General features: G+C 70.8%; 17 protein-coding genes and 1 tRNA gene. 9 read left to right on the top strand and 9 right to left on the bottom strand.

The window, feature by feature from the left end:
• Positions 1-461: 461 nt before the first annotated feature.
• From ACGFNH_RS18060 to ACGFNH_RS18045, 4 genes are all read right to left on the bottom strand, one after another.
• Positions 462-1,310, bottom strand: coding sequence for an S-methyl-5'-thioadenosine phosphorylase (locus ACGFNH_RS18060; RefSeq protein ID WP_393654767.1), 849 nt, complete (start codon positions 1,308-1,310; stop codon positions 462-464).
• Between the two features lie 120 nt (positions 1,311-1,430).
• A complete protein-coding gene (locus ACGFNH_RS18055) occupies positions 1,431-1,799 on the bottom strand; it encodes an FmdB family zinc ribbon protein (RefSeq protein ID WP_393654765.1) in 369 nt (122 codons plus the stop codon).
• A gap of 66 nt (positions 1,800-1,865) precedes the next feature.
• Positions 1,866-3,299: an MFS transporter gene (locus ACGFNH_RS18050; protein WP_393654763.1), complete on the bottom strand. Its 1,434-nt coding sequence runs from the start codon at positions 3,297-3,299 to the stop codon at positions 1,866-1,868.
• A gap of 450 nt (positions 3,300-3,749) precedes the next feature.
• On the bottom strand, positions 3,750-5,288 hold the full coding sequence (locus ACGFNH_RS18045; protein WP_393655399.1) for a potassium/proton antiporter: 1,539 nt from the start codon (positions 5,286-5,288) through the stop codon (positions 3,750-3,752).
• 170 nt (positions 5,289-5,458) lie between these two features.
• Between ACGFNH_RS18045 and ACGFNH_RS18040 the strand changes: the two genes are divergently transcribed.
• Positions 5,459-8,227: a penicillin acylase family protein gene (locus ACGFNH_RS18040; protein WP_393654761.1), complete on the top strand. Its 2,769-nt coding sequence runs from the start codon at positions 5,459-5,461 to the stop codon at positions 8,225-8,227.
• Between the two features lie 97 nt (positions 8,228-8,324).
• On the opposite strand, the gene ACGFNH_RS18035 is transcribed toward ACGFNH_RS18040, so the two are convergent.
• Positions 8,325-8,930: a 5-formyltetrahydrofolate cyclo-ligase gene (locus ACGFNH_RS18035; RefSeq protein ID WP_393654759.1), complete on the bottom strand. Its 606-nt coding sequence runs from the start codon at positions 8,928-8,930 to the stop codon at positions 8,325-8,327.
• A gap of 73 nt (positions 8,931-9,003) precedes the next feature.
• Here ACGFNH_RS18035 and galU point away from each other — a divergent pair, with 73 nt between their 5' ends.
• The 7 genes from galU to ACGFNH_RS18000 all read left to right on the top strand — a co-directional run bounded on the left by galU (position 9,004) and on the right by ACGFNH_RS18000 (position 14,681).
• On the top strand, positions 9,004-9,927 hold the full coding sequence (galU, locus tag ACGFNH_RS18030; RefSeq protein ID WP_393654757.1) for a UTP--glucose-1-phosphate uridylyltransferase GalU: 924 nt from the start codon (positions 9,004-9,006) through the stop codon (positions 9,925-9,927).
• Positions 9,928-10,027: 100 nt separating this feature from the next.
• A complete protein-coding gene (glp, locus tag ACGFNH_RS18025) occupies positions 10,028-11,308 on the top strand; it encodes a gephyrin-like molybdotransferase Glp (protein WP_393655397.1) in 1,281 nt (426 codons plus the stop codon).
• A 54-nt stretch (positions 11,309-11,362) separates the two neighbouring features.
• Positions 11,363-11,905, top strand: a complete 543-nt coding sequence (gene moaC / locus ACGFNH_RS18020; RefSeq protein ID WP_393654755.1) for a cyclic pyranopterin monophosphate synthase MoaC — start codon at positions 11,363-11,365, stop codon at positions 11,903-11,905.
• Positions 11,902-12,396 carry a molybdenum cofactor biosynthesis protein B gene (locus tag ACGFNH_RS18015; RefSeq protein ID WP_393654753.1) on the top strand — a complete coding sequence of 165 codons (495 nt, stop codon included), beginning with the start codon at positions 11,902-11,904 and terminating at the stop codon, positions 12,394-12,396. Before moaC ends, ACGFNH_RS18015 begins: the two co-directional genes overlap by 4 nt.
• A gap of 2 nt (positions 12,397-12,398) precedes the next feature.
• Positions 12,399-13,022, top strand: a complete 624-nt coding sequence (locus tag ACGFNH_RS18010; protein WP_393655395.1) for a GNAT family N-acetyltransferase — start codon at positions 12,399-12,401, stop codon at positions 13,020-13,022.
• A gap of 151 nt (positions 13,023-13,173) precedes the next feature.
• Positions 13,174-14,505 carry a gephyrin-like molybdotransferase receptor GlpR gene (glpR, locus tag ACGFNH_RS18005; RefSeq protein ID WP_393654751.1) on the top strand — a complete coding sequence of 444 codons (1,332 nt, stop codon included), beginning with the start codon at positions 13,174-13,176 and terminating at the stop codon, positions 14,503-14,505.
• Positions 14,506-14,607: 102 nt separating this feature from the next.
• Positions 14,608-14,681, top strand: a tRNA-Ala gene (locus ACGFNH_RS18000).
• Here the strand turns inward: ACGFNH_RS18000 and ACGFNH_RS17995 are convergent.
• Both ACGFNH_RS17995 and ACGFNH_RS17990 read right to left on the bottom strand, forming a co-directional pair.
• Entirely contained in the window at positions 14,673-15,074 is a 402-nt protein-coding gene (locus ACGFNH_RS17995; protein WP_393654750.1) for a hypothetical protein, read from the bottom strand. The two genes, ACGFNH_RS18000 and ACGFNH_RS17995, sit on opposite strands and share 9 nt — an antisense overlap.
• Before the next feature lie 349 nt (positions 15,075-15,423).
• Positions 15,424-15,870: a hypothetical protein gene (locus ACGFNH_RS17990; protein WP_393654748.1), complete on the bottom strand. Its 447-nt coding sequence runs from the start codon at positions 15,868-15,870 to the stop codon at positions 15,424-15,426.
• A 385-nt stretch (positions 15,871-16,255) separates the two neighbouring features.
• On the opposite strand from ACGFNH_RS17990, the gene ACGFNH_RS17985 reads away from it, so the two are divergent.
• A complete protein-coding gene (locus tag ACGFNH_RS17985) occupies positions 16,256-16,609 on the top strand; it encodes a VOC family protein (protein WP_393654746.1) in 354 nt (117 codons plus the stop codon).
• A gap of 42 nt (positions 16,610-16,651) precedes the next feature.
• Here the strand turns inward: ACGFNH_RS17985 and ACGFNH_RS17980 are convergent, their stop codons facing one another.
• Together ACGFNH_RS17980 and ACGFNH_RS17975 are read right to left on the bottom strand one after the other, a co-directional pair.
• Positions 16,652-20,827, bottom strand: coding sequence for a Pls/PosA family non-ribosomal peptide synthetase (locus tag ACGFNH_RS17980; RefSeq protein WP_393654744.1), 4,176 nt, complete (start codon positions 20,825-20,827; stop codon positions 16,652-16,654).
• Entirely contained in the window at positions 20,824-22,227 is a 1,404-nt protein-coding gene (locus tag ACGFNH_RS17975; RefSeq protein WP_393654742.1) for an aspartate aminotransferase family protein, read from the bottom strand. The genes ACGFNH_RS17980 and ACGFNH_RS17975 overlap by 4 nt, the downstream gene beginning before the upstream one ends.
• Positions 22,228-22,481: the final 254 nt, after the last annotated feature.

Here is a 22,481-nt window from a genome sequence, read left to right as displayed (position 1 = left end):
AACCTCGCGGGGCGGGGGAGTGGGAAGCGCGTGACCGGTGTGGTTGACGATGCGGGACATGGGCAGGGCACCACCTGTCGTGGAGAGCGGGGCGGCCGAAGCGACGGAGAGAGCCGGATCGCTCTCGTTTCCGCCCTCACACTGCCCGCCTTCGCGCCGCCCCGCTGAGCCCTGTGGACAGCCCCACGGCTGTGGAAAACCTCGTCACCCGAAGGTGTGCGGGCGCGCTCCGCGCCAGGCGCCCCCGGCCCGCCGCACCGCACCGTGCCCGCCGCCCGCCGCACCGCACAGTGCCCGCCGGCGCGCCGCGCCGCACCGCACTGCGCGAGCTGTCCCGCCACACCGCACCGCACCGCGCCAGCCGCCCCCGGCCACGCACCGCGCCAGCCGTCCGGCCACGCACCGCGCCCTTGGACGCTCGCCCGCGGACGCACGTACGCCCCTCCGTCGCAGCGTCAGCGCTACGGAAGCTCCACCCCGGTGTCCATACCGTCCAGTGCCGTCGAGCACAGACAGACGCGGTCCTCCGATGCCGGCAGCGCCTTCACCGCGTCGAAGAGGACGGACCGGAGCCGGGCCACGTTCTCCCCGAACACCTGCATCACCTCGGCCATCGAAACGCCTTCGCCCGTCTCTGCGCCCGCATCCAGATCGGTGACCAGCGTCATGGTCGAGTAGCAGAGCCCCAGTTCGCGCGCCAGGATCGCTTCCGGGTGGCCCGTCATGCCGACGACCGACCAGCCCTGCGCGGCGTGCCAGCGGGACTCCGCGCGGGTCGAGAAGCGCGGCCCCTCGATGACCACGAGGGTTCCGCCGTCCACCGGCTCCCAGTCGTGCCCGCGCGCCGCGGCCAGTGCCGCATCCCGCCCCACCGGGCAGTAGGGGTCGGCGAAGGCGACATGCACGACGTTCGGTACACGCCCGTCCTGCAGTGCCTCACCGTCGTAGAAGGTCTGCGTGCGCCCCTTCGTACGGTCCACGAGCTGGTCCGGTACGAGCAGCGTGCCCGGCCCGTACTCCGGCCGCAGGCCGCCCACCGCGCACGGCCCCAGTACCTGCCGGACGCCGAGCGAGCGCAGGGCCCAGAGGTTGGCGCGGTAGTTGATGCGGTGCGGCGGGAGGTGGTGCTTTCGGCCGTGCCGGGGGAGGAACGCGACCCGGCGGCCGGAGATCTCGCCCAGGAAGACCGAGTCGCTGGGTGGTCCGTAGGGGGTGTCGACCGTGACCTCGGTCACGTCGTCGAGGAAGGAGTAGAACCCCGACCCGCCGATGACGCCGATATCCGCCTGGGAGCTGCTCGTCTCGACCATGCGCCCCACTCTATGGGGCCCCCGTCACACGCCGGACCCCGCTCCCTCGAACTCTCAGGGGGCGGGGTCGGTACGTATCCGTGGCGGCGTCTCAGTGACGGCGCCGGCCGTCGTGACGCCTCAGGCCGCGCTGCCCGACTTCGCCGACTTAGCTGACGTCGACGAGGACGACGTGGACGAAGAAGAAGTCGAGGAGGACGAATCCGAGGACGAGGATCCGGTCGACGCGGAGGACGAGCCGCTGTCGCTCTTCGACTCCGTCGACGACCCGGACTCGGTCTTTGCCCCGTTACCGGCCGAGCCGGACGACGAGCCGCGGCTGTCCGTCCGGTAGAAGCCGGAGCCCTTGAAGACGACACCGACCGCGGAGTACACCTTGCGCAGGCGCCCCTCGCAGTTGGGGCACTCGGTAAGCGAGTCGTCGGTGAACTTCTGCACCGCCTCGAGGCCCTCGCCGCACTCGGTGCACTGGTACTGATAGGTCGGCACTTGCTCCTCCTGGCACTCTCACTCGATGAGTGCTAACGACGCAATATAGTGCAGCATTCCGCCGGATCAGTCCACTGCAACGGGCACACGGTGACGGACCCCACGTGCCGTTTCCGCTCCGGGGGCTTCCGGTGCACCGGCCTCCGGTGCGGCCGCCGCACCCGTGGCCGGTGCGGCTGACCCGGCCGGTGCCGCTCCCGCCGCGACCCGGCCCGTCCGACGGGGCGCGATCCGCCCCCGCAGCGCGACCACGGTCGCCAGCGCCAGCGCCGTTCCTGCCAGCGGCACGGTGAAAGCGGCGCTCGCGCCGAAGTCGTCGGCCATCCGCCCGGCGGCCGTGACTGCCGCGGCCTGCCCCAGGGCGACCGCACCGGTCAGCCAGGTGAACGCCTCCGTACGGGACGACGCCGGCACCAGCGACTCCACCAGTGTGTAGCCAGTGATCAGCGCCGGAGCGATGCACAGCCCGACCAGCAGCCCCAGCCCGCCCAGCAGCAGCGGCGAGTGCACAGCCCAGAGGGCCGAGCACGCCAGCGCCAGCGCCGTGTACGACATCAGCAGTCGCCGCTGCGGCGAGGTACGCCAGGCGATGGCGCCACAGGCCACGCCCGCGAGCATGTTGCCCGCGGCGAAGATCCCGTACAGCACCCCGTTGATGCCCGGGTGGCCGGCCTCCTCGGCGAAGGCCGTCAGTGCGACCTGCATGCCGCCGAAGACCGAGCCGATGCCGAGGAACACCACGGCCAGCACGCGGACTCCCGGTACGGCGAGGGCCGACGTGTGCGGCGCGTGCCCGTCGGCGCCGGCCTTCCACCGGTTCGCGGGCGGTGCCGTGCGCCGCTGGGCCGCGAAGAGCAGACCGCCCGCGAGCGTGAGCGCCGCCTCCGCGATCAGGCCCGCGGCCGGGTGCACTCCGGCGCACAGCGCGGTCGCCAGCACCGGGCCGATCACGAACGTCAACTCGTCCGTGACGGATTCGAAAGCGGCCGCAGTCGCCAGCAGCGGGTTCCGTCCCCAACTCGTCCCGGCGTCGCTGCCGGAGCCGTCCGAGGTGCCGCCCCCGAGCGTGGACGCCCAGCGCGCCCGCACCATGGGGCCGATCTGCGGAATGGAAGCGCCGGTCGGTACCGCGGCGGCGAACAGCGCCCACAGGGGAGCGTCCGCCAGAGCAAGCACCGTCAGCAGCGCCGCCGACGCCGCGTGGATCAGAACGCCGGGCACCAGGACCGCGTTCTGGCCGTAGCGGTCGGCGAGCTTGCCGCCCTGCGGGGCGAACAGCGCCATGGCCACGCCGGTGACGGCGGCGACCGCACCGCCGACGCCGTACGAACCGGTGGTGTGGCGGAGCAGCAGCACGATGCTGATCGTGAGCATCGCGAAGGGCTGCCGTGCGGCGAAGCCGGGCAGCAGGAATGTCCATGCGCCGGGCGTGCGCAGCAACTGCCCATAGCCGGGGCGCTTGACGGAGGGTGCAGTGGTGGTGGAGACCGCGGATGCCACGGCCGTGCCTTTCTGCCGCCTGGTGACGCACCCGGACCATGGTCACGGAGTGCGCCGAGAGCTGTCCTCTCGCGCGAGACCGGGGTAGATACCGGGTCCGCGCCGAGAAGGAGGCAGAGGGACCGCGGCCGCCGAGCGGTCGCGCCAGCTCTGCATCAGGCAGAGTGGATCGTCATGTGCCTCTTCATAGTACAGGGAGATGCGGCCGCTTCCCTGTGATGTGCGCGACCGCGGCCGCCTTCCTCCTGCGATTGCCCGGCTTCGCAGCGGTGACCCGGGTCTGTATGGGCCAACGCCCCATGACCGTACGGGTTGAAGCCCCGGTCTGTACGGGCCGGCGTCCTTGGCCTGTACGAGCTCACACCCGCGACCGTCCGGCTCGGCGACCATCCGGCTCCGTGACATCCGGCTCCGCGAACGTCCGGCTCGGCGGCCGTCCGGCCCCGCGCCCTAGCGGGCCCCCGGCCGGCGCCCGCCGTTGCCGCCCGTGCCCAGCCAGCCCGCCAACTTGCCGCCCATCGACACCGCCCGCAGCCGACGTTCCGCCGCGTCCCGCACCTGGTCCGTCGCCACGACGAGCAGTTCGTCCCCCCGCCGCAGCACGGTCGCCGGCGACGGCACGAAGCTCTCCCCTTCGCGTACGACGAGGGTGACCGCGGATCCTGCCGGCAGCCGCAGCTCGCCGACCTCCACGCCGTGCATCCGGGACTTCTTCGGGACGGAGAAGGACAGCAGGTGCCCGTTCAGCCGCTCCAGCGGGGCCGACTCGATCCCCAGGTCGGCCGTCGTCTCCGCCTCGCCCAGCCGCAGATGGCGGGCCACCCAGGGCAGGGTCGGTCCCTGCACCAGCGTGTAGACGATGACCAGGACGAAGACGATGTTGAAGATGTCCTGGCTGGCGTCGACCTCGTACACCATCGGGATCGTGGCGAGCACGATCGGGACCGCGCCGCGCAGCCCGGCCCACGACAGCAGTGCGCGCTCCGCCCAGGACGAACGGAAGGGCGCCGTACTCACCAGGACCGAGAGCGGCCGTGCCACGAGCGTGAGCACCAGCCCGACGAGGAGCGCGGGCGCGATGTCGTCGCCCAGTTCGTGCGGGGTGACGAGCAGCCCGAGCAGCACGAACATGCCGATCTGGGCGATCCAGCCGATGCCTTCGGCGAAGCCGCGGGTGGCCGGCCAGTGCGGCAGCTTGGCGTTGCCCAGGATGAGGGCCGCGATGTAGACGGCGAGGAATCCGCTGCCGTGGGCGAGTGCGCCGGCGGCGTACGCGGTGATGGCGATGGCCATCACCGCGATCGGGTAGAGGCCGGACGCGGGGAGGGCCACGTGCCGGAGTCCGTACGCCCCGAGCCAGCCCACCGCCAGGCCGATGGCCGCTCCGATGGCCAGTTCCAGGGCGATCTTGCCCAGCAGCAGATACCACGCGTCGATCGGGCCGGAGCTGGAGAAGGCGACCACCAGGATCACCACGGGGGCGTCGTTGAAGCCCGATTCGGCCTCGAGCGCACCCGTCAGCTTCGCCGGTAGCGGCACCCTGCGCAGCACGGAGAAGACCGCCGCCGCGTCCGTGGAGGACACCACCGCGCCAATGATCAGAGCCTGCCGCCACTCGAGCCCCACGAGGTAGTGGCCCGCTGTCGCGGTGATCCCCACGCTCACCGCGACACCGACCGTCGACAGCACCGCCGCGAGGGGCAGAGCGGGCTTTATCTCGCGCCACTTCGTCGACAGTCCGCCCTCGGCCAGGATGACGACCAGGGCGGAGTAGCCGAGCAGTTGGGTCAGATGCGCATCGTCGAACTCCACGCCGATGCCGTCGACGCCGACCGCGACGCCGATTCCCAGGTAGATGAGCAGGCTGGGGAGCCCGCTGCGCGAGGAGATCCTGACCGCCGCCACCGCGAAGAGCAGAAGGATCGAGCAGACCAGCAGGAGTTCATTGAGGTGGTGGACAGTCAGGGGCCAGACCCTTTCTTGCGTTATCGACCGAAGCGTTCCCGTTTGGCGACCGGAAGTTCATTGCCTTACCTAACATTTTACCGGTTCTTGACGCGGGCTGGTGCCGGGCTCCGACTCCCCGTACGGACGGTCGAGGTGCTCCGCCTATGGTTGCTCCTGCACTCCCAGGTTCACCTGCCCCGCGAAGGACAGCGATGCCCGCCAACAAGACCGGCCCTTCCGGCAAGAAGAAGGGTCGTCGTGCCCGCTTCCTCGTGATCGCAGTCGTGGTGCTGCTGCTGACGGGCTTCGGCTACGGCACCTATTGGAGCGTCAGCACCGTGCGTGCCTCGTTCCCGGAGACCACAGGATCGATCAAGCTCAAGGGCCTCTCCGGACCGGTCGAGGTGAAGCGCGACGGCCACGGCATCCCGCAGATCTACGCGGATTCCGACGAGGACCTGTTCCGCGCCCAGGGGTTCGTCCAGGCGCAGGACCGCTTCTGGGAGATGGACGTCCGCCGGCACATGACGGCGGGCCGGCTGTCGGAGATGTTCGGGAAGGGCCAGGTCGAGACCGACGCCTTCCTGCGCACGCTGGGCTGGCGCAAGGTGGCCCAGGAGGAGTACGACACCAAGCTGTCGGCGCGGACGAAGAAGTACCTCCAGGCGTACTCCGAGGGAGTCAACGCCTACTTGAAGGACCACAAGGGCTCCGACCTCTCGGTCGAGTACGCGGCCCTGGACCTGAGCCACGACTACACCCCGGAGAAGTGGACCCCGGTCGACTCGGTCGCCTGGCTCAAGGCCATGGCCTGGGACCTGCGCGGCAACATGCAGGAGGAGATCGACCGTTCCCTGATGTCCAGCCGCCTCACCCCGCAGCAGATCGAGGACCTCTACCCGGACTATCCGTACGACCGCAACCAGCCGATCGTCGGAAGCGGTGGCGTCGACCGTGCCACCAAGAAGTTCGACCCCAAGGCCGCCGCCACCGGCACGGCCTCCGGTGAGGGCTCCGGTGCGGGCGGGGCGAGCGGACTCGGTGAGGCGTCCCAGGGGGTGGCCACCCAGCTCTCGTCCCTGTCCAAGACCCTGGAGCAGGTCCCCGCGCTGCTCGGCCCGAACGGCAGCGGCATCGGCTCCAACTCCTGGGTGGTCTCCGGTAAGCACACCGCCACCGGAAAGCCGCTGCTCGCCAACGACCCGCACCTGGCGCCGCAGATTCCCTCGCTCTGGTATCAGATGGGCCTGCACTGCCGCACCGTCAGCGCGTCCTGCAACTTCGACGTCGCCGGCTACACCTTCGCCGGCATGCCCGGTGTCGTCATCGGCCACAACAAGGACGTCGCCTGGGGCTTCACCAACCTCGGCGCCGACGTGTCCGACCTCTATCTGGAGAAGGTCACCAGCAGCACCTATCTCTCCGACAACAAGCAGCTCCCGTTCAAGACCCGCAAGGAGACCATCAAGGTCGCCGACGGCACCTCGCGCGAGATCACGGTCCGCACGACGGGCAACGGCCCGATCGTCTCCGACCGGAACACCGAGCTGGGCAAGGTGGGCAGACAGGCCCCCGTCCGCGACGCCGCACCCGACAGAGGCAGTGGCTACGCGGTGTCGCTGCGCTGGACGGCACTCTCGCCCGGCACGTCCATGGACGCCCTCTTCGGGCTGAACACCGCCAAGGACTGGACGAGCTTCCGCAAGGCCGCCGCCGACTTCGACGTCCCCTCGCAGAACCTCATCTACGCCGACGCCGCGGGCAACATCGGCTACCAGGCCCCCGGCCGGATCCCCGTCCGCGGCAAGGGCGACGGCCGCCACCCCGCCGACGGGCGCTATCCCGCCCCCGGCTGGGACTCCCGTTACAAGTGGACGGGTTACGTCCCGCAGTCCGCGCTCCCCTGGGAGTACAACCCCTCGCGCGGCTACATCGTGACCGCGAACCAGGCCGTCATAGATCAGCGCACCTACCCGTACCACCTCACCGGCGACTGGGGTTACGGGGCGCGCAGCCAGCGGATCAACGACCGCATCCAGTGGAAGATCAAGGACGGCGGCAAGATCTCGACGGACGACATGCAGGAGCTTCAGCTGGACAACAGCAGCGAGATCGCCGAGCTGCTGACGCCGTACCTCCTCCAGATCGACGTCAAGGACCCGTTCGTCCGGGAGGCGCAGAAGCTCCTGGAGAACTGGGCCTACACCCAGGATGCCGACTCGGCCCCCGCCGCCTACTTCAACGCGGTCTGGCGCAACACCCTCAAGCTGGCGTTCGGCAACAAGCTGCCCAAGGAAGTACGGGTCAAGGGCCAGTGCCTGAGGGTGCGCCCCGCGGACGACGCCGGCCCGCTGGAGGACCTGGACGGCAACGCCCGGACCGTACGCGAATGCGGCGAGCGCGCCGCGGACGAGGCGCAGCCCGACGGCGGCGACCGCTGGTACGAAGTGGTCCGGACCCTCCTCAAGGACCCGGACAACGACTGGTGGAAGACCACCGGCACGGTCCGCAACCCCGGTGACCGCAGCCGCGACGAGCTGCTCGGCCACGCCATGCGCGACGCCCGCGCGGAGCTCACCGCCAAGCTGGGCAAGGACATCGACACCTGGAGCTGGGGCCGCCTGCACCAGCTCACGCTGAAGAACCAGACGCTCGGCACCTCCGGACCCGGAATGATCCAGCACGTCCTCAACCGGGGCCCCTGGAACATGGGCGGCGGCGAGGCGGCGGTCAACGCCACCGGCTGGAACGCGGCCGGCGGGTACGACGTCATCTGGGTGCCGTCGATGCGGATGATCGTGAACCTGGGAGACATGGACAAGTCCCGCTGGATCAACCTCTCCGGTGCGTCCGGACACGCCTATCACCCGCACTACACCGACCAGACGGAGAAGTGGGCCAACGGCGAGCTGCTGCCCTGGGCGTTCAGCGACGAGAAGGTCGAGAAGGCGACGTCGGACACGCTGGCACTGACGCCGTAGCTCCGTGGCTCCGTAGCTCCGCAGCGCCGTCGACACAGCGCGGCCCCGCCTCCCGGCCGACACCGGGGGAGCGGGGCCGCGGTGCTGCCGGCGCCGCTCAGGCGAAGCGGCGGACCCCCGAGGGCGTCACCGCGGCGTGCACCGGACGGTCGTGCGCCTCGGCCGGGACCTCGCCCGCGCCGAGCAGCTCACCGTCGTACAGCAGCACCACCAGCGCGGGGTCCGCGCCCGACCGCTCCAGCCGGGCCAGTACGCGGTCGTAGCTGCCGCCGCCGCGGCCGAGCCTCATGCCCTGCTCGTCCACGGCGAGGCCGGGCAGCAGCACCACCTCCGCGGTCGTGATCGCCTCGGGGCCGAGCCGTTCGCCCTCCGGCTCCAGAAGCCCGCGCCGTGCTGCCGCGAGCCGTGACGCGCCCTCGTGGACGCCCCAGTCCAGGTCGTCGTCCTCGAGCAGGACCGGCAGCAGGACGCGGGTGCCCCGGGCGTGCAGCGCGTCGAGCAGGGCGCGCGTCCCCGGTTCGCGCCCCACCGAGACGTACGCGGCGACCGTACGCGCCTGCGCCAGCTCCGGGAGCTCCAGTGCCCGCCGCGCGAGAACCGTGCCGGTCTCCGAGACGTCATCCACTGTCAACCCGCCTCTAACCGCCAGGAGATCCCGCCGCAACTCGGCCTTCCTAGCGTGACTTCGACTCACGGTGGGCACAAACCTCTCTTTATGAGAACGTATGAATCAGGGCCCCATCTTCTCCTCATACTCACCGGTTATGGTGTGCCGCATGACTGAATCGCCCTCCCGGATCAGCAAGGCTGTCATCCCCGCCGCAGGACTCGGCACCCGCTTCCTCCCGGCCACCAAGGCCACGCCGAAGGAAATGCTGCCGGTGGTCGACAAGCCCGCGATCCAGTACGTGGTGGAGGAAGCCGTCGCCGCCGGCCTCCCCGACGTCCTCATGGTCACCGGACGCAACAAGCGCCCGCTCGAGGACCACTTCGACCGCAACTACGAACTGGAATCGGCCCTGTTGAAAAAGGGCGACGAGTCCCGCCTCGCCCGCGTCCAGGAGTCCAGCGACCTGGCGACCATGCACTACGTCCGCCAGGGCGACCCCAAGGGCCTGGGCCATGCCGTCCTGTGCGCCGCCCCGCACGTCGGCGAGCAGCCTTTCGCCGTCCTCCTCGGCGACGACCTCATCGACCCGCGCGACCCGCTGCTCTCCCGCATGATCGAGGTGCAGGAGGAGCACGGCGGCAGCGTCATCGCCCTGATGGAGGTCGAGCCCTCCCAGGTGCACCTCTACGGCTGCGCCGCGGTCCGCTCCACCGGCGATTACGACGTCGTGCAGGTCACCGACCTGGTGGAGAAGCCCGAGCCGTCCGAGGCGCCCAGCAACTACGCGATCATCGGCCGCTATGTCCTGGACCCGGCCGTCTTCGAGGTGCTCCGCAAGACCGAGCCCGGCCGCGGCGGCGAGATCCAGCTCACCGACGCGCTCCGTACGCTCGCCGAGACCCCGACACTCGGCGGCCCCGTTCACGGCGTCGTCTTCAAGGGCCGCCGCTATGACACCGGAGACCGCGGCGACTACCTCCGTGCCATTGTCCGACTGGCGTGCGAACGTGAGGACCTGGGACCGGACTTCCGGTCCTGGCTTCGCAGTTACGTCACGGAGGAGATGGAGCACGTTGAGCGACACCGCTGACCGGGCCGCCGCACCGGACGGACTCGGGGACGAGGGGCCCCGTAAGGACCCGGGTCCCGGCGCGGAGCGGGGAGCGCAGGAGGGCGACCGCGTCTGGACGGTGACGGAGCACCTCGACGACATCCTCCGCCACGCACGGCCGCTGGAGCCGATCGAGCTGCAACTCCTCGATGCCCAGGGCTGTGTGCTGGTCGAGGACGTCACCGTCCCCACCGCCCTGCCCCCCTTCGACAACAGCTCCATGGACGGCTACGCGGTCCGCGCCGTCGACGTCGCCGACACCACCGAGGAGTACCCGGCCGTCCTGACCGTCGTCGGCGACATCGCCGCGGGCAGCGCGGAGTTGCCGACCGTCGGCCCCGGTGAGGCCGCCCGCATCATGACCGGCGCACCGATCCCCCCGGGCGCCGAGGCGGTCGTCCCGGTCGAATGGACCGACGGCGGTACGGGTGGTGGTCCGGCCACCGGCATGGCGGCCGCGGCGCACGCCCCCGAGGGCGCCACCGGCGAGGTCCGCGTCCACCGCGCCGCCGAGCCCGGCGCGCACATCCGACGCCGCGGCTCCGATGTCTCCGTCGGGGAACTGGCGCTCACGGCCGGGACGATCCTCGGTCCCGCGCAGATCGGTCTGCTCGCCGCCATCGGCCGCGGCACGGTCCGCGTCCGCCCGCGCCCGAGGGTGGTCGTCCTCTCCACCGGCAGCGAACTCGTCCCGCCCGGCGAGGCGTTGGGCCCCGGCCGGATCTACGACTCCAACAGCTTCGCGCTCACCGCGGCCGCCCGCGACGCCGGGGCCATCGCGTACCGCGTCGGTGCCGTCGCCGACGACGCCGCCACACTCCGCTCCACCATCGAGGACCAGCTCATCCGCGCCGACATCGTCGTCACCAGCGGCGGCGTCAGCGTCGGCGCCTACGACGTGGTCAAGGAAGCACTGTCGGAGTTCGAGGGGGGCGAGGAGGACGGCAGCGGCGGTGGCCGGGTCGAGTTCCGCAAGCTCGCCATGCAGCCCGGTAAGCCCCAGGGCTTCGGCTGCATCGGCCGCGACCGCACGCCCTTGCTCGCCCTGCCCGGCAATCCGGTCAGTTCCTATGTCTCCTTCGAGCTGTTCGTACGTCCCGCCATCCGGTCCCTCATGGGCATCGAGCCGGTCGAGAGGGAGACCGTCCGCGCGACATGCCCGCAGGGCATCGGCTCCTCCCCCAAGGGCAGGCGCCAGTTCCTGCGCGGGCGGTACACGGACGGGACCGTCACTCCTGTGGGGGGTGCGGGTTCCCATCTGGTGAAGGCGCTGGCCCAGGCCAACGCCCTGATCGTCGTGGACGAGGACAGCACGTCCGTGGAACCCGGCGGCGAGGTCACCGTCGTCCTCCTCGACTGATCCGCCGTCCCTGCCGGTACGGTATCTGCCCACGGATACCGGACCGGGAGAACGATGAGCAGCGGCGAACAGCAGCACCTCACGCACCTCGACGACGCGGGCGCAGCCCGTATGGTCGATGTCTCCGGGAAGGACGTCACCGCGCGGACCGCCCGGGCCACGGGGCGCGTGCTGGTCTCGGCGCGCGTCGTGGAGTTGCTGCGCGGGGAGGGGCTGCCCAAGGGCGACGCACTCGCCACCGCCCGTATCGCCGGGATCATGGGGGCCAAGCGGACGCCTGACCTCATCCCGCTCTGCCACCCGCTCGCCGTCTCCGGCGTCACGGTGGACCTGACGGTCACCGACGACGCGGTGGAGATCGAGGCCACGGTGAAGACGACGGACAGGACCGGGGTCGAGATGGAGGCCCTGACCGCGGTCTCGGTCGCCGCCCTGACCGTGATCGACATGGTGAAGGCCGTGGACAAGGCGGCCGTCGTCACCGATGTACGGGTCGAGGAGAAGACCGGCGGAAAGTCCGGGAGTTGGCACCGGGCGGGCGACGGACCCAGCGGTTCCGGGGAGCGCACCGGCTCCGGGAAGCGGGGCGAGGCATGAGCCGCTACCGCGCCCTCGCCGTCACCGTCTCCAACCGGGCTGCCGCCGGTGTGTACGCCGACAAGGGCGGCCCCGTCCTGCTGGAGGGCCTGGCCGCGATGGGCTTCGAGGCCGACGGCCCGCGCGTCGTCCCGGACGGGGAGTCCGTCGAGGTCGCCCTGCGCGAGGCGGTTGCTGCGGCGTACGACGTCGTGCTCACCACCGGGGGCACCGGCATCTCGCCCACCGACCGGACGCCAGAGATGACCCGCCGCGTCCTCGACCACGAGATCCCCGGCATCCCCGAGGCGATCCGCGCCGAGGGCCTGGCCAAGGTGCCCACCGCCGCGCTCTCCCGAGGGCTGGCGGGCGTCGCCGGCACTACGCTGATCATCAACCTCCCCGGTTCCACCGGCGGTGTCCGGGACGGCCTGGCCGTGCTGGAGCGCCTGCTCGTCCACGCCGTCGACCAGATCCGCGGCGGCGACCACCCCAGACCAGCGGGGAGCTGAACCTGAACGTCCCCTGGCCCGTCGAGCTGGCGGACGGCGATGTCGCCCTCCGTCCCATAAGGCTGCGCGACCAGCGCCTCTGGCGTGAGGTCAACCGCCGTAACCGGGACTGGCTGCGGCCGTGGGAGGCGACTGTCCCGCCCCCCGCTCCCGGCGGCCCCATGACCCAGCGCCCCACGTACCGGCAGATGGTCCGTCACTTGCGCGGGGAGGCCCACGCCGGACGGATGCTGCCGTTCGTCATCGAATACCGGGGGCGGCTCGTCGGGCAGCTCACGGTCGCCGGAATCACCTGGGGCTCGATGTGCTCGGGCCACATCGGTTACTGGGTCGACCAGGGCGTGGCGGGCCGCGGTGTGATGCCGACGGCCGTCGCACTCGCGGTCGACCATTGCTTCCGCGCGGTCGGGCTGCACCGCATCGAAGTGTGCATCCGGCCCGAGAACGCACCGAGCCGCCGGGTCGTCGAAAAGCTCGGATTCCGGGAGGAGGGCATGCGCCCGCGCTACCTCCATATCGACGGCGCCTGGCGTGACCACCTGGTCTACGCGCTGACGGCGGAGGAAGTCCCCGAGGGTATGGTCGCGCGCTGGCACCGGTCGCGTCCCGGAACCGCTTACAAATAAGAAATCTGTTCGAAAATTGACCGCAGTGGATCGAATTTGCCGTCTGCTGATCTCAACAATCACAAGAAAAGTTCGAGATATCAGCCAGATCGTGCGACACACCGCGCCAATTGGCAGATGGCCCCATGCAAACCCCTCTACCGTGTGAGGCGTGAGCAGCAGCGGCCTCATCTACGCAGTCATTGTCGGGGCCTGGGCCGCCTACTTGGTGCCGATGTGGCTCCGTAGGCAGGACGAGCTGAACGAAGCCCGTCCGACGGAACGCTTCAGCACCGCCATCCGGCTGCTCGCCGGACGGGCGGGGATGGAGCGCCGTTACGCCAAGGACCTGGAGAAGCGGAGCTCCGCCGACGGGGACGACGAGGAACCCGAGCGGAGTGCCGCGGACCCGGACGCCGAGACCGGATCGGTCGACGTCCGGTCCTTCGCCGTGTCCGCCTCCACCGAGACGCTGCTCCGCGCCACGATCCCCGAGGATGCGCCGCCGCATCGCCCTGACGAGGCCGCCCATCGCCGTGACGAAGCGGACCACCGGCGTGACGAGGCCGCCCATCGCCGTGACGAAGCGGACCACCGGCGTGAGGAAGCGGACCACCGGCGTGAGGAGGCCACCCACCGTCGTGAAGAGGCGTCGCACCGGCGTGACGAAACAGCGCACCGGCGTGACGAGGCCGCGCGCGAGCGCGCGGAGCGTCCTGCGCACCGGCCCGCCGCCCAGCGTCCCGCGCTGTCGGCGGCCCAGCGGGCCCGGCGCTCCAAGGCCATCGCCCGGCGTCGGCGCACGACGATGGTCCTCTTCCTCGCCTTCACTCTCGGCTCCGTCGTCGCGGCGGTCGGCGGGCTGGCCTTTCTGTGGGCCCCGGCCGTCCCCGCCGTCCTGCTGAGCCTCTACATCGGGCACCTGCGCATCCAGGAGCGCCGCCGCTTCGCCTTCACCATGGATCAGCGACGAGCCGAGGCCGCTGCCCAGCGCCTGCGTGAGCGCCGCCCGCGCCCGTCGGCCCGCCCCGAGCCGCGAGCCGAGGACACCTCCAGGGACGTGGGCCGGGCTTCTCTCCCGGACGCCCCGCCTGCCGATGATCCGGCCCCCGCTTCCCCGCACGCCGCCGGCAGGCGGGCGCTGGTCGAGCAGACCGACCACGCGGAGTGGGTCGACCAGCAGCGCCGCCGTGGTGCAGCGGAGGGCGACAGCTGGGACCCGGTTCCCGTGCCGCTGCCCACGTATGTGACGGCGCCCGTCGCACCGCGGGCCACCGGGAGTGTGGACCTCGATGCCCCGGACGCGTGGAGCTCGGCACGGTCGAGCACCCTAGGGCCGGCCTCCGAGTCCGCCCCGGCCGAGGCGGAGCCCGCCGTCCGGCGACCCGTGGGTCGCCGGGCCCGGGAGCGGGGGCGCACGCCGTTGTTCGACCAGTACGCTCCGCCGTCGTCGGGCGCCCCGGAAGCGGGCGATGTGGACCGTCCCCGGGCCGCCAACGAGTGAGCCGTCAGGGACGCCCAGCGCGACCCGGCACAGCCTCCGCCCCGGCCGGGGAACGGATTTCCAGGCTCCCCGGCCGGGATGCTAAAGTTTCACCCGTTGCAAGGGCCTGTGGCGCAGACCGGTAGCGCACCTCGTTCGCATCGAGGGGGTCAGGGGTTCAAATCCCCTCAGGTCCACAGCAGCTCAGAGTCCCTGACGGAGAGATCCGTCAGGGACTTTGTCGTGTTGTGCAAGAAGTCGCGCGGCCCGATGGGCGTCGCATGGCGTGTGGTGAACACGAAGTCCGAGTCCGTCCACAGCTCACCGGCACTCTGTGCGGACGCCTCCCGGCTTTTCCGACGGAGTTGCAGCGCGGTGAGGCAGCTCTGAGGCAGTGGCAGCGTTGCCGTCGACGCCTCTGTCCCGGCCTCGTCCCCTACGAGGGGCTGCTGCAATGCGCTGGAGCGGAGTGCACCGTGACCTTCTCCGGCATCCATGTCCACGTTGTCCCCGGTGAGGCCGAGCACCTCGCCGGGGCGGAAGCCCAATACGTGGATCAGCGTGGGCCGGGTGCAACGGATCACGGGCACCGCGGCCGGTTACGAGGAACTGCCGGGCTTCTTCGACCGACCAGGGTTGAGGACGATTCCGTTTCCGCGTTGTCGATCGGGCCTTGACCAGGCCGACGACGCCCTTCGACGCCCCCTCGGGTCAGCGCGGACCGCAGGACGGTGCGAGCATCCTGCACCGTTCGGCGGGATCGTGCTGCGGGTCGCCGGGTCGCCGGGTCGCCGGGTCGCCGGGTCGCCGGGTCGCCGGGTCGCCGGGCCGAGTCCGGCTTGAGTCCGGCTTGAGCGGCGAGGCGGGGCCGCGGACGGGAAGCGTCGTCGCCTGCTTCGATGAGGATCCGGTCGAAACGGGGGCGCCGGGATTCAGCGGCTAGCCGACGTCGACGGCCTCCACCGCAGCGGGGACGAGCACGACCTCCTGCGGGGTCCAGCAGTCCGAACGCTCGGTGGCCACATCGGCCGTGCACCAGCGGCATACCAGGTTCGGGCCGTCGCAGCCGTCCAGGCCGCAGCAGCCGTTCCGCCGTCCGCGCTGCGAGGTGAGCTCGGTTCCGTGCAGATCGGCCCGGGCCAGGACGATGCCATCCAGCCCTGTGCGGTGGAGGCCCAGTGCCGCCCCCGCCAATTGTGGCCGGTGGACCCGCTCCCCGGCCTCCGGCGGATCGTAGGCGAAGGTGCCCGGACGCATCCGCGGCGGGCACTCACCGTCCTTCGGCAGCGCGTACGGTGCCGGGGCGCTATCCGCATCGGGCAGCGTCTCCTCTCGTACGGGCGCGGTGAGATCGCCGTGACAGCGGCGGCAGCGGAAGACGACCATGCCCCAGTGTCCGGTCCCTGGCGGGCCCGGCGCCTCCGAATTCCGGCGGGCGGCCCGGGTGCCGACGGTGTCTCCGGGCCTTCGGCTGTCCGGATCCAACACGCAGGGCGTCTCGGTCCGGGATACCAACTCCCCGCCACGGCACGGGACATGACTCTCCCACTCCGTCCTTCCGGGCATAACCGTGCCCGCATCGTGCGGCGTTGGGGGGGGCGGGTGCTCACTCGTGGGGCGAAACCGGCGGGTTCGCGGAATCCGAACGCTGGTGTGTGCCGAACCTGCAGGGCGTCGGTGGTTCCACGAGGGGAAAGGCGCTCGGATTCAGCCCGATGAGGGAGGCCCGAGTGCCCGCTTTTCGAAGCCCTGGCAGGTCTAGGATCGGCGGATGGCCTTGGAATGGGAACAGGTAATTGTTCACTCGGTGGATCCGGTGGCCTTGGGGCAGTGGTGGGCTACGGCTCTCGGTTGGGTAGTGGTCCACTCCTCTGATGAGGAGTTCGAGATCCGCCCGGAGCCGGATCGCCTGCCGGGGTTGGACTTCGTCCGGCTTGATGAGAGCAAGAAGGTGAAGAGCCGACTGCATCTCGACTTCAGGCCTGATGACCAGGACGCCGAGGTGGCTCGTCTGGTGGCTCATGGCGCACGGCGTGTCGACATTGGCCAGGGTGATCAGTCGTGGGTTGTATTGGCAGACCCCGAAGGCAACGAGTTCTGTGTCCTTGGCCAGCGGCGTCAGTAATTGCGCAAGCCGCCTTGAGCCGGTCTCGCGCAACACCCTCCGTCAAGCGGCGCTCTCCTCTGCGGTTGCGCCGTCCCGTGCGACCACGGGACGGACTTCACGCGCCGGGTTGCCGCGCCATTGCGCGCCGCGGGGGATCTCTTCGCCCTTCATCAGGAAAGAGTCCGGGCCCAGCGTCGCGCCGTCGCCCATCGTCACGCCGTAGTGGACGAACGCGCCCGGGGCGAGGGTGCAGTTGGCGCCGATCGTGATGCGGCCGGTCTTGAAGGTGCCGTCCTCCAGGGAGTGGCACTGGACTGTGGACTCCATGTTCAGCGCGCAGCCGTCGCCGATCGTGACGAGCGTCTTCTCCGGGATGCCGCAGCCGTCGTCGAAGACCCTTCGGCCCATGCGCACGCCCGCGAGCCGCCACAGCAGGGGCTTGAAGGGCGTGCCGTTGAACAGCGGCACCATGCTGAGTTTCCACATGCGTTCGTGGCGCCAGAACTGCGGGTCGTAGATGGAGCAGAACCGCGGGCGCAGGGAGCGGAATCCGAGGGCCGCCCGTTCGGCGAGGGTGGAGAAGGCGATGGTGAAGGCGAGGCCGAGCAGGGTCGCGGCGGCGACCGCCAGGGCTCCGATCGCCGTGTAGTGCTCCGCGGCGAGCACCGCGAGCAGCAGCAGGACGAAGAACTCCATCCACATCACGAGCAGGAACAGGCCGATCGTGGCGGTGTTGTGCCGTCTCTTCGCCGCGAGCCGCAGGGGGAGTTCCTCGCCGCTCTTCAGGTGGTCGAACCGGCTGTCGCGCTGTACCGACCGCGGGATCTCGAAGGACGGGGACCCGAGCAGCCCGACGCCCTCCCGCACCTCTCCGTCCACGGGCACCATGACCTTCGTACCGAGGAGGCAGTTCTCGCCCGTTCTGCCGCGGGACGGATAGGCGACGTCGTTGCCGAGGAAGTTGTGCGGTCCCACCGCCGTCCTGGTGACGCGGAAGGACGTGCTGGAGAAGTCGGCGTTGATGACCGACAGCCCGTCGGAGACCATGGTGCCGCTGCCGATCACGGTCAGGAACGGCGTCTCGTGCTGCTGCGCGACGCCGAAGTTCGAGCCCGTCTGCACGACCTTGGACAGGTCCCATCCGATGGACCGCAGGTAGTGGACGATGAACGCGCTGTCCCCGAAGAGGCCCATGAACGCCGACATGTTGCTGATACGGGCGATCGTCCGCTGGACCGAGTAGTGGAATCCGTAGAGGGGGTAGACCCTGTCCGGCCTCAGGACGACGTTGAGCAGGCGGGGGACGGTGACGACGACGGCGAGCCCGGCGAGCAGCGGGCCGAAGAACAGCACCAGGGAGGCGGCGAGTTGGTCCCGGTAGAACGCCGGGCTCGTCAGGCTCAGCCCGTCGGTGGTGAGGAGCTGCGGCAGCAGCGCGCCGAGGGCACCCAGGCCCAGTGGTACGTACAGCAGGGGCACGGTGAGGAGCTGTGCGGCGGAGTACAGGGCCCGGCGGACGGTGCCGCAGTGCACCGACTCGACGACCCGGAAGTCGGTGCCGGTGCGCTGGGCGGGCGAACCGGCCCACGCCTCGCCCCCGGGCACGGTCTGGCCGGCGTGCAGCGAGGAGGCGTGGCCGAGCTGCGCGCCGTCGCCCATCGTCGCCTCGATGTCGATGACCGTGTGCTCGCTGACGAGGACGTCGTCGCCGAGGGTGACCCGGCCGGTGCGGATCCATCCGCGCTCGGCGCGGTAGCAGTTGAGGAGGGCGTTCTTGCGGATGACCGTGTTCTCGCCGACGGTCAGCAGGTCGGTGCAGACGGGTACGGACCGCGAGAAGATCACCGCTCCGCGTCCGATCCGCGCGCCCAGTGCCCTGAGGTAGAGGGCGTAGAGCGGTGAACCGGCGAACAGGAGCATCGGGCTGAGCCGGATCAGCGTCTTGACCGTCCAGAACCGGAGATAGGTCAGGCTCCAGATCCGGACCTCGCAGGGTCTCCACCGCCCGATGAGGACCCATTTGGCCACGACCGGCACCGCGGCAAGGATCAGGAAGGTGGCGATGCCGAAGACGGTGGAGCGCAGGTAGTCGTCCAGCAGGCCGCTGCCGTCCGAGACCCAGCGGTAGCCCTCGATCAGCAGTAGCGAACCGGCGTAGACGTAGCCGAGGAAGAGCAGGAGCTGGAGCGTCCCGCACAGGGCGTACCGCGGTTTGCCCGGGAGCCGTTCGACCGGCGCCGCCTCCGGGGCGGGTGCGCCGGCGGGCGAGGGCGGGGCTTCGGCGAGCGCCGTGGCGAGGCCGGTGATCGTCGGGTGGAGGTAGATGTCCCGCATCGACACCGAGGGCAGTCCCGGGTGTTTCCGCACACGGGCACAGAACCGGGCCATGAGCAGGGAGTTCGCGCCGAGCTCGTCGAAAAAGTGGCTGTCGGCCGAGACGTGGCCGAGGTTCAGGACCTCGGCCAGGAGACCGGCCAGGCTCCCCTCGGTACGGGTGGCCGGTGCCGTGTACGGGCGGGTGGCCGGGCTCCGCGGGCCGCTGGGCGCCGGGAGGCTTCTGCGGTCGATCTTGCCGCTGGGGAGGACGGGCAGCGCCGCCATCTCCTCCAGATAGGCGGGCACCATGTACCCGGGCAGCAGGGCGCGCAGCTCCTGGTGGATACGGTCCCGGTCCGGCGGGTCGGCGTACCGGCGCGGGCAGTAGTACGCGGCCAATTCGACGATTCCGGGGGCGGATTCATGAGTGGTGACGACCGCCTGGGCGATGCCCGGGACCCGAAGCAGGACGGACTCGATCTCACTCGGCTCGATCCGGTACCCGCGGATCTTGACCTGGGTGTCGATGCGGCCGTGGTACTCGATCTCGCCGTCGTCGTTGACGCGCCCCAGGTCGCCGGTGCGGTAGATCCGGCCGGAGGGGTTGTTGCCGATGTGCAGGAAGTCCTCGACGAAGGCCCGGTCGGTGAGGTCGTCGCGGTTCACATAGCCCCGGGCGAGGCCCACCCCCGCGATGCCGATCTCGCCCAACTCGCCCGGGCCTACTAGGCGTTGCTCCACGGGGTCGAGGATCACGGCCGAGTAGGTGGGCAGCGGCACGCCGATCGTCACCGGCTTGTCCGGGTGGACCGATGTCCACGTCGCGGTGACGGTGGCTTCCGTGGGCCCGTAGACGTTGAGGAACCGGCGCCCCGGCCGGTGCCAGCGGGTGACCAGGTCTTCCGGGCATGCCTCGCCGGACACCAGCAGGAAGCGCAGCGAGGGGAGTTCGGTCTCCAGCGTGGCAAGCAGGGTGGGCACGCAGCACAGCGCGGTGACGGAGCGGGTGTCGAGGAACTCCCACAGGTCCCGGCCGACGAGCGGGGAGCCGGCCGGTCTGGGGACGAGCGTCGCGCCGACCGTCAGCGGCACCCAGATCTCCTCGACCGAGAAGTCGAAGGCGATCGTCATGCCCTGGTAGACCCGGTCCTCGGGCCGCAGCCCGTAGACCTCGCCCGCCACGCGGACGAAGTTGCAGATGCCGGCGTGGGTGATGGCCACGCCCTTGGGGCGGCCCGTCGAACCGGAGGTGTAGATGATGTAGCAGAGATCGTCGGGCGGTTCGCGGCGTTCGACGCGCCGCAGCCGCCGGGGGTCCTCGGCAGCGAGGAGTGCCGCCGCCTCGTCGAGGCAGAGGACGGCCGCGCCGGTGTGATCGAGGCGGTCCCGCAACGCGGAGTGCGAGACGACGGTGCGGACTCCGGCGTCCCGCACGATGTACGCCAGCCGGTCGGGCGGGAACGCGGCGTCCAGCGGTACGTACACGGCGCCCGCCTTGAGCACGGCCAGCATGCCGACGTACGCGTGCACCCCCCGGGTGAAGAGGAGCCCGACGCGGTCGCCGGGCCGGACGCCGCGGGCCAGGAGGTGGCGGGCGAGCTGGTTGGCCCGGGCGTCCAACTGGGCATACGTGAGGACGGAGTTCCCCTCGTCCACGGCCGCCCGCCCGTTCACTGCCGAACGGCCTTCCCCGGGGACCCGCCCGTTCACCACCGAACGGCGTTCCCCGGGGGCCCGCCCCTCCCCGTCGCTCCGGCGGATCAGATCGCAGCGGGCCTCGAAGAGGTGCTCCAGCCGCTCGCCGGGGCGCCAGCGGACCGTCCGCTCGCGGCCGGGGGAGACCAGGACCGGGCCCGGCGGGGCGGCCGGGGGGACAGCCCCGTCGCCGTGGCGTTGCGCGTGGCGCGCCCCGGTGCTCATGCTGCCGGTGCTCGTGCCGCGGCGGTCGACGGCAGCGCGGGCGCGCATTCCGCGATGGCCTCGACGAGGATGGTGCAGGCGATGTCGATGACCTCGGCGGGCACATTGAGGGGCGGCAGCATCCGGACGACGCCGTCGTCGCGGCCGCCCAGCTCCACGATGAGCCCTCGCCGCAGCGCGCGTGCCTGCACGTCGGCGGCGAGCTCGCCGGCCGGGCGGCCGTCATGGGGATCGGCGAGTTCGATGCCCCACATCAGGCCGCGTCCACGCACCTCTCGGACCCACGGCTGGTCCTTGAGCTCCGCGAGCCGTGTCGCGGTCTGGTCGCCGCGGCGCCGGACGTTGCCCAGCACGTCGTCGCGTTGGAAGATCCGGACGGCCTCGAGGCCGGAGGCGAACGCGAGCTGGTTGCCGCGGAAGGTCCCCGTGTGCGCGCCCGGTGCCCAGACGTCCAGCCGCTCGTCGTAGAGGATCAGCGCGACCGGGGCGCCGATGCCGCTCAGCGCCTTCGAGGCGACGATGACATCGGGCTCGATGCCGTACTGCTCGAAGGCGAACCAGGTGCCGGTGCGCCCGCCGCCGGTCTGGACCTCGTCGACCACCAGCGGGATGTCCAGCTCGCGGGTGAGCGCCCGTACTCGGCGGACGAATTCGGGCCCGGCGGGCACCACTCCGCCCTCGCCCTGCACCAGCTCCAGGACGACGGCCGCGGGGCGCGGGATGCCCGCCAGGCTGTCGTTGAGCGACCGCTCGAGGAAGCCGACGCAGTTGGTGTCGCAGGTGTCCGGGTCCAGGCCGAGCGGGCACCGGCTGCAGTACGAGTAGGGGAAGAAGTGGACGCCGGGCACTCCGCCCGCGATCGGCTCCTTCTGCGCCACCGTTCCGCTGAGCGCCATCGCGGCATGCGTGCAGCCGTGGAAGCCGCCCTGGAAGGAGATGACGTCGGCACGCCCTGTCGCGGTCTTGCAGAGTTTCAGGGCGGCTTCGACCGCATTGGCTCCCGTAGGGCCGCAGAAGTGGACCTTCATCCGCTCGCGCAGGTCCGATGGCAGCATCGAGAGCTGGGCCTCGGTGAAGGCGTCCTTCACGGGGGTCGGGAAGTCCAGGCCGTGGGTGAATCTGCCGAGCTGCTCGGCGACGGTGCGCACCAGTTCCGGATGGTTGTGGCCCAGGGAGAGCACCCCCGCGCCGCCGAGGAAGTCGATGAAGACATTGCCGTCCAGGTCACGGACGAAGCTTCCGAACCCCTCGTCGATGGCGATGGGGAAGTGGCGGGGGTAGACCCTGGCGTTCGACTCCCGCTGCTCCTGCCGTTCCAGGAGTTCCGACGAGCGGGGTCCCGGCAGTTCGGAGTCGACGTGCGGACGGGTGAGGGTGTCGGGCTGCTGGAAAATCGTCATCGGACTCTCGCAACGATGGTGATGGTCGTGCTGGGGTGCGGATGCGCTCACGGTCGGTGCATGAGGACACCGCAGATCACGCGGAGACCGCAGATCACGCGAAGACCGCACGCGAGCGCGGGCACTGCACGTCACCGGGGCACCCCACCGCTGCGCGGTCGAGGCACGCGGTCCCGAGCCCGGCCGAGCCGTCTCGGACCGGATGGAGCGAGCGCACGTTTCACATACGACCGAAAGTGCGTTTTGGATTGTTC

It is taken from the genome of Streptomyces sp. NPDC048639 (genome assembly GCF_043199075.1).
Lineage (GTDB): Bacteria > Actinomycetota > Actinomycetes > Streptomycetales > Streptomycetaceae > Streptomyces.
Note: the sequence above shows the minus strand (reverse complement) of the source record. Positions and strands in the feature narration are given on the sequence as shown.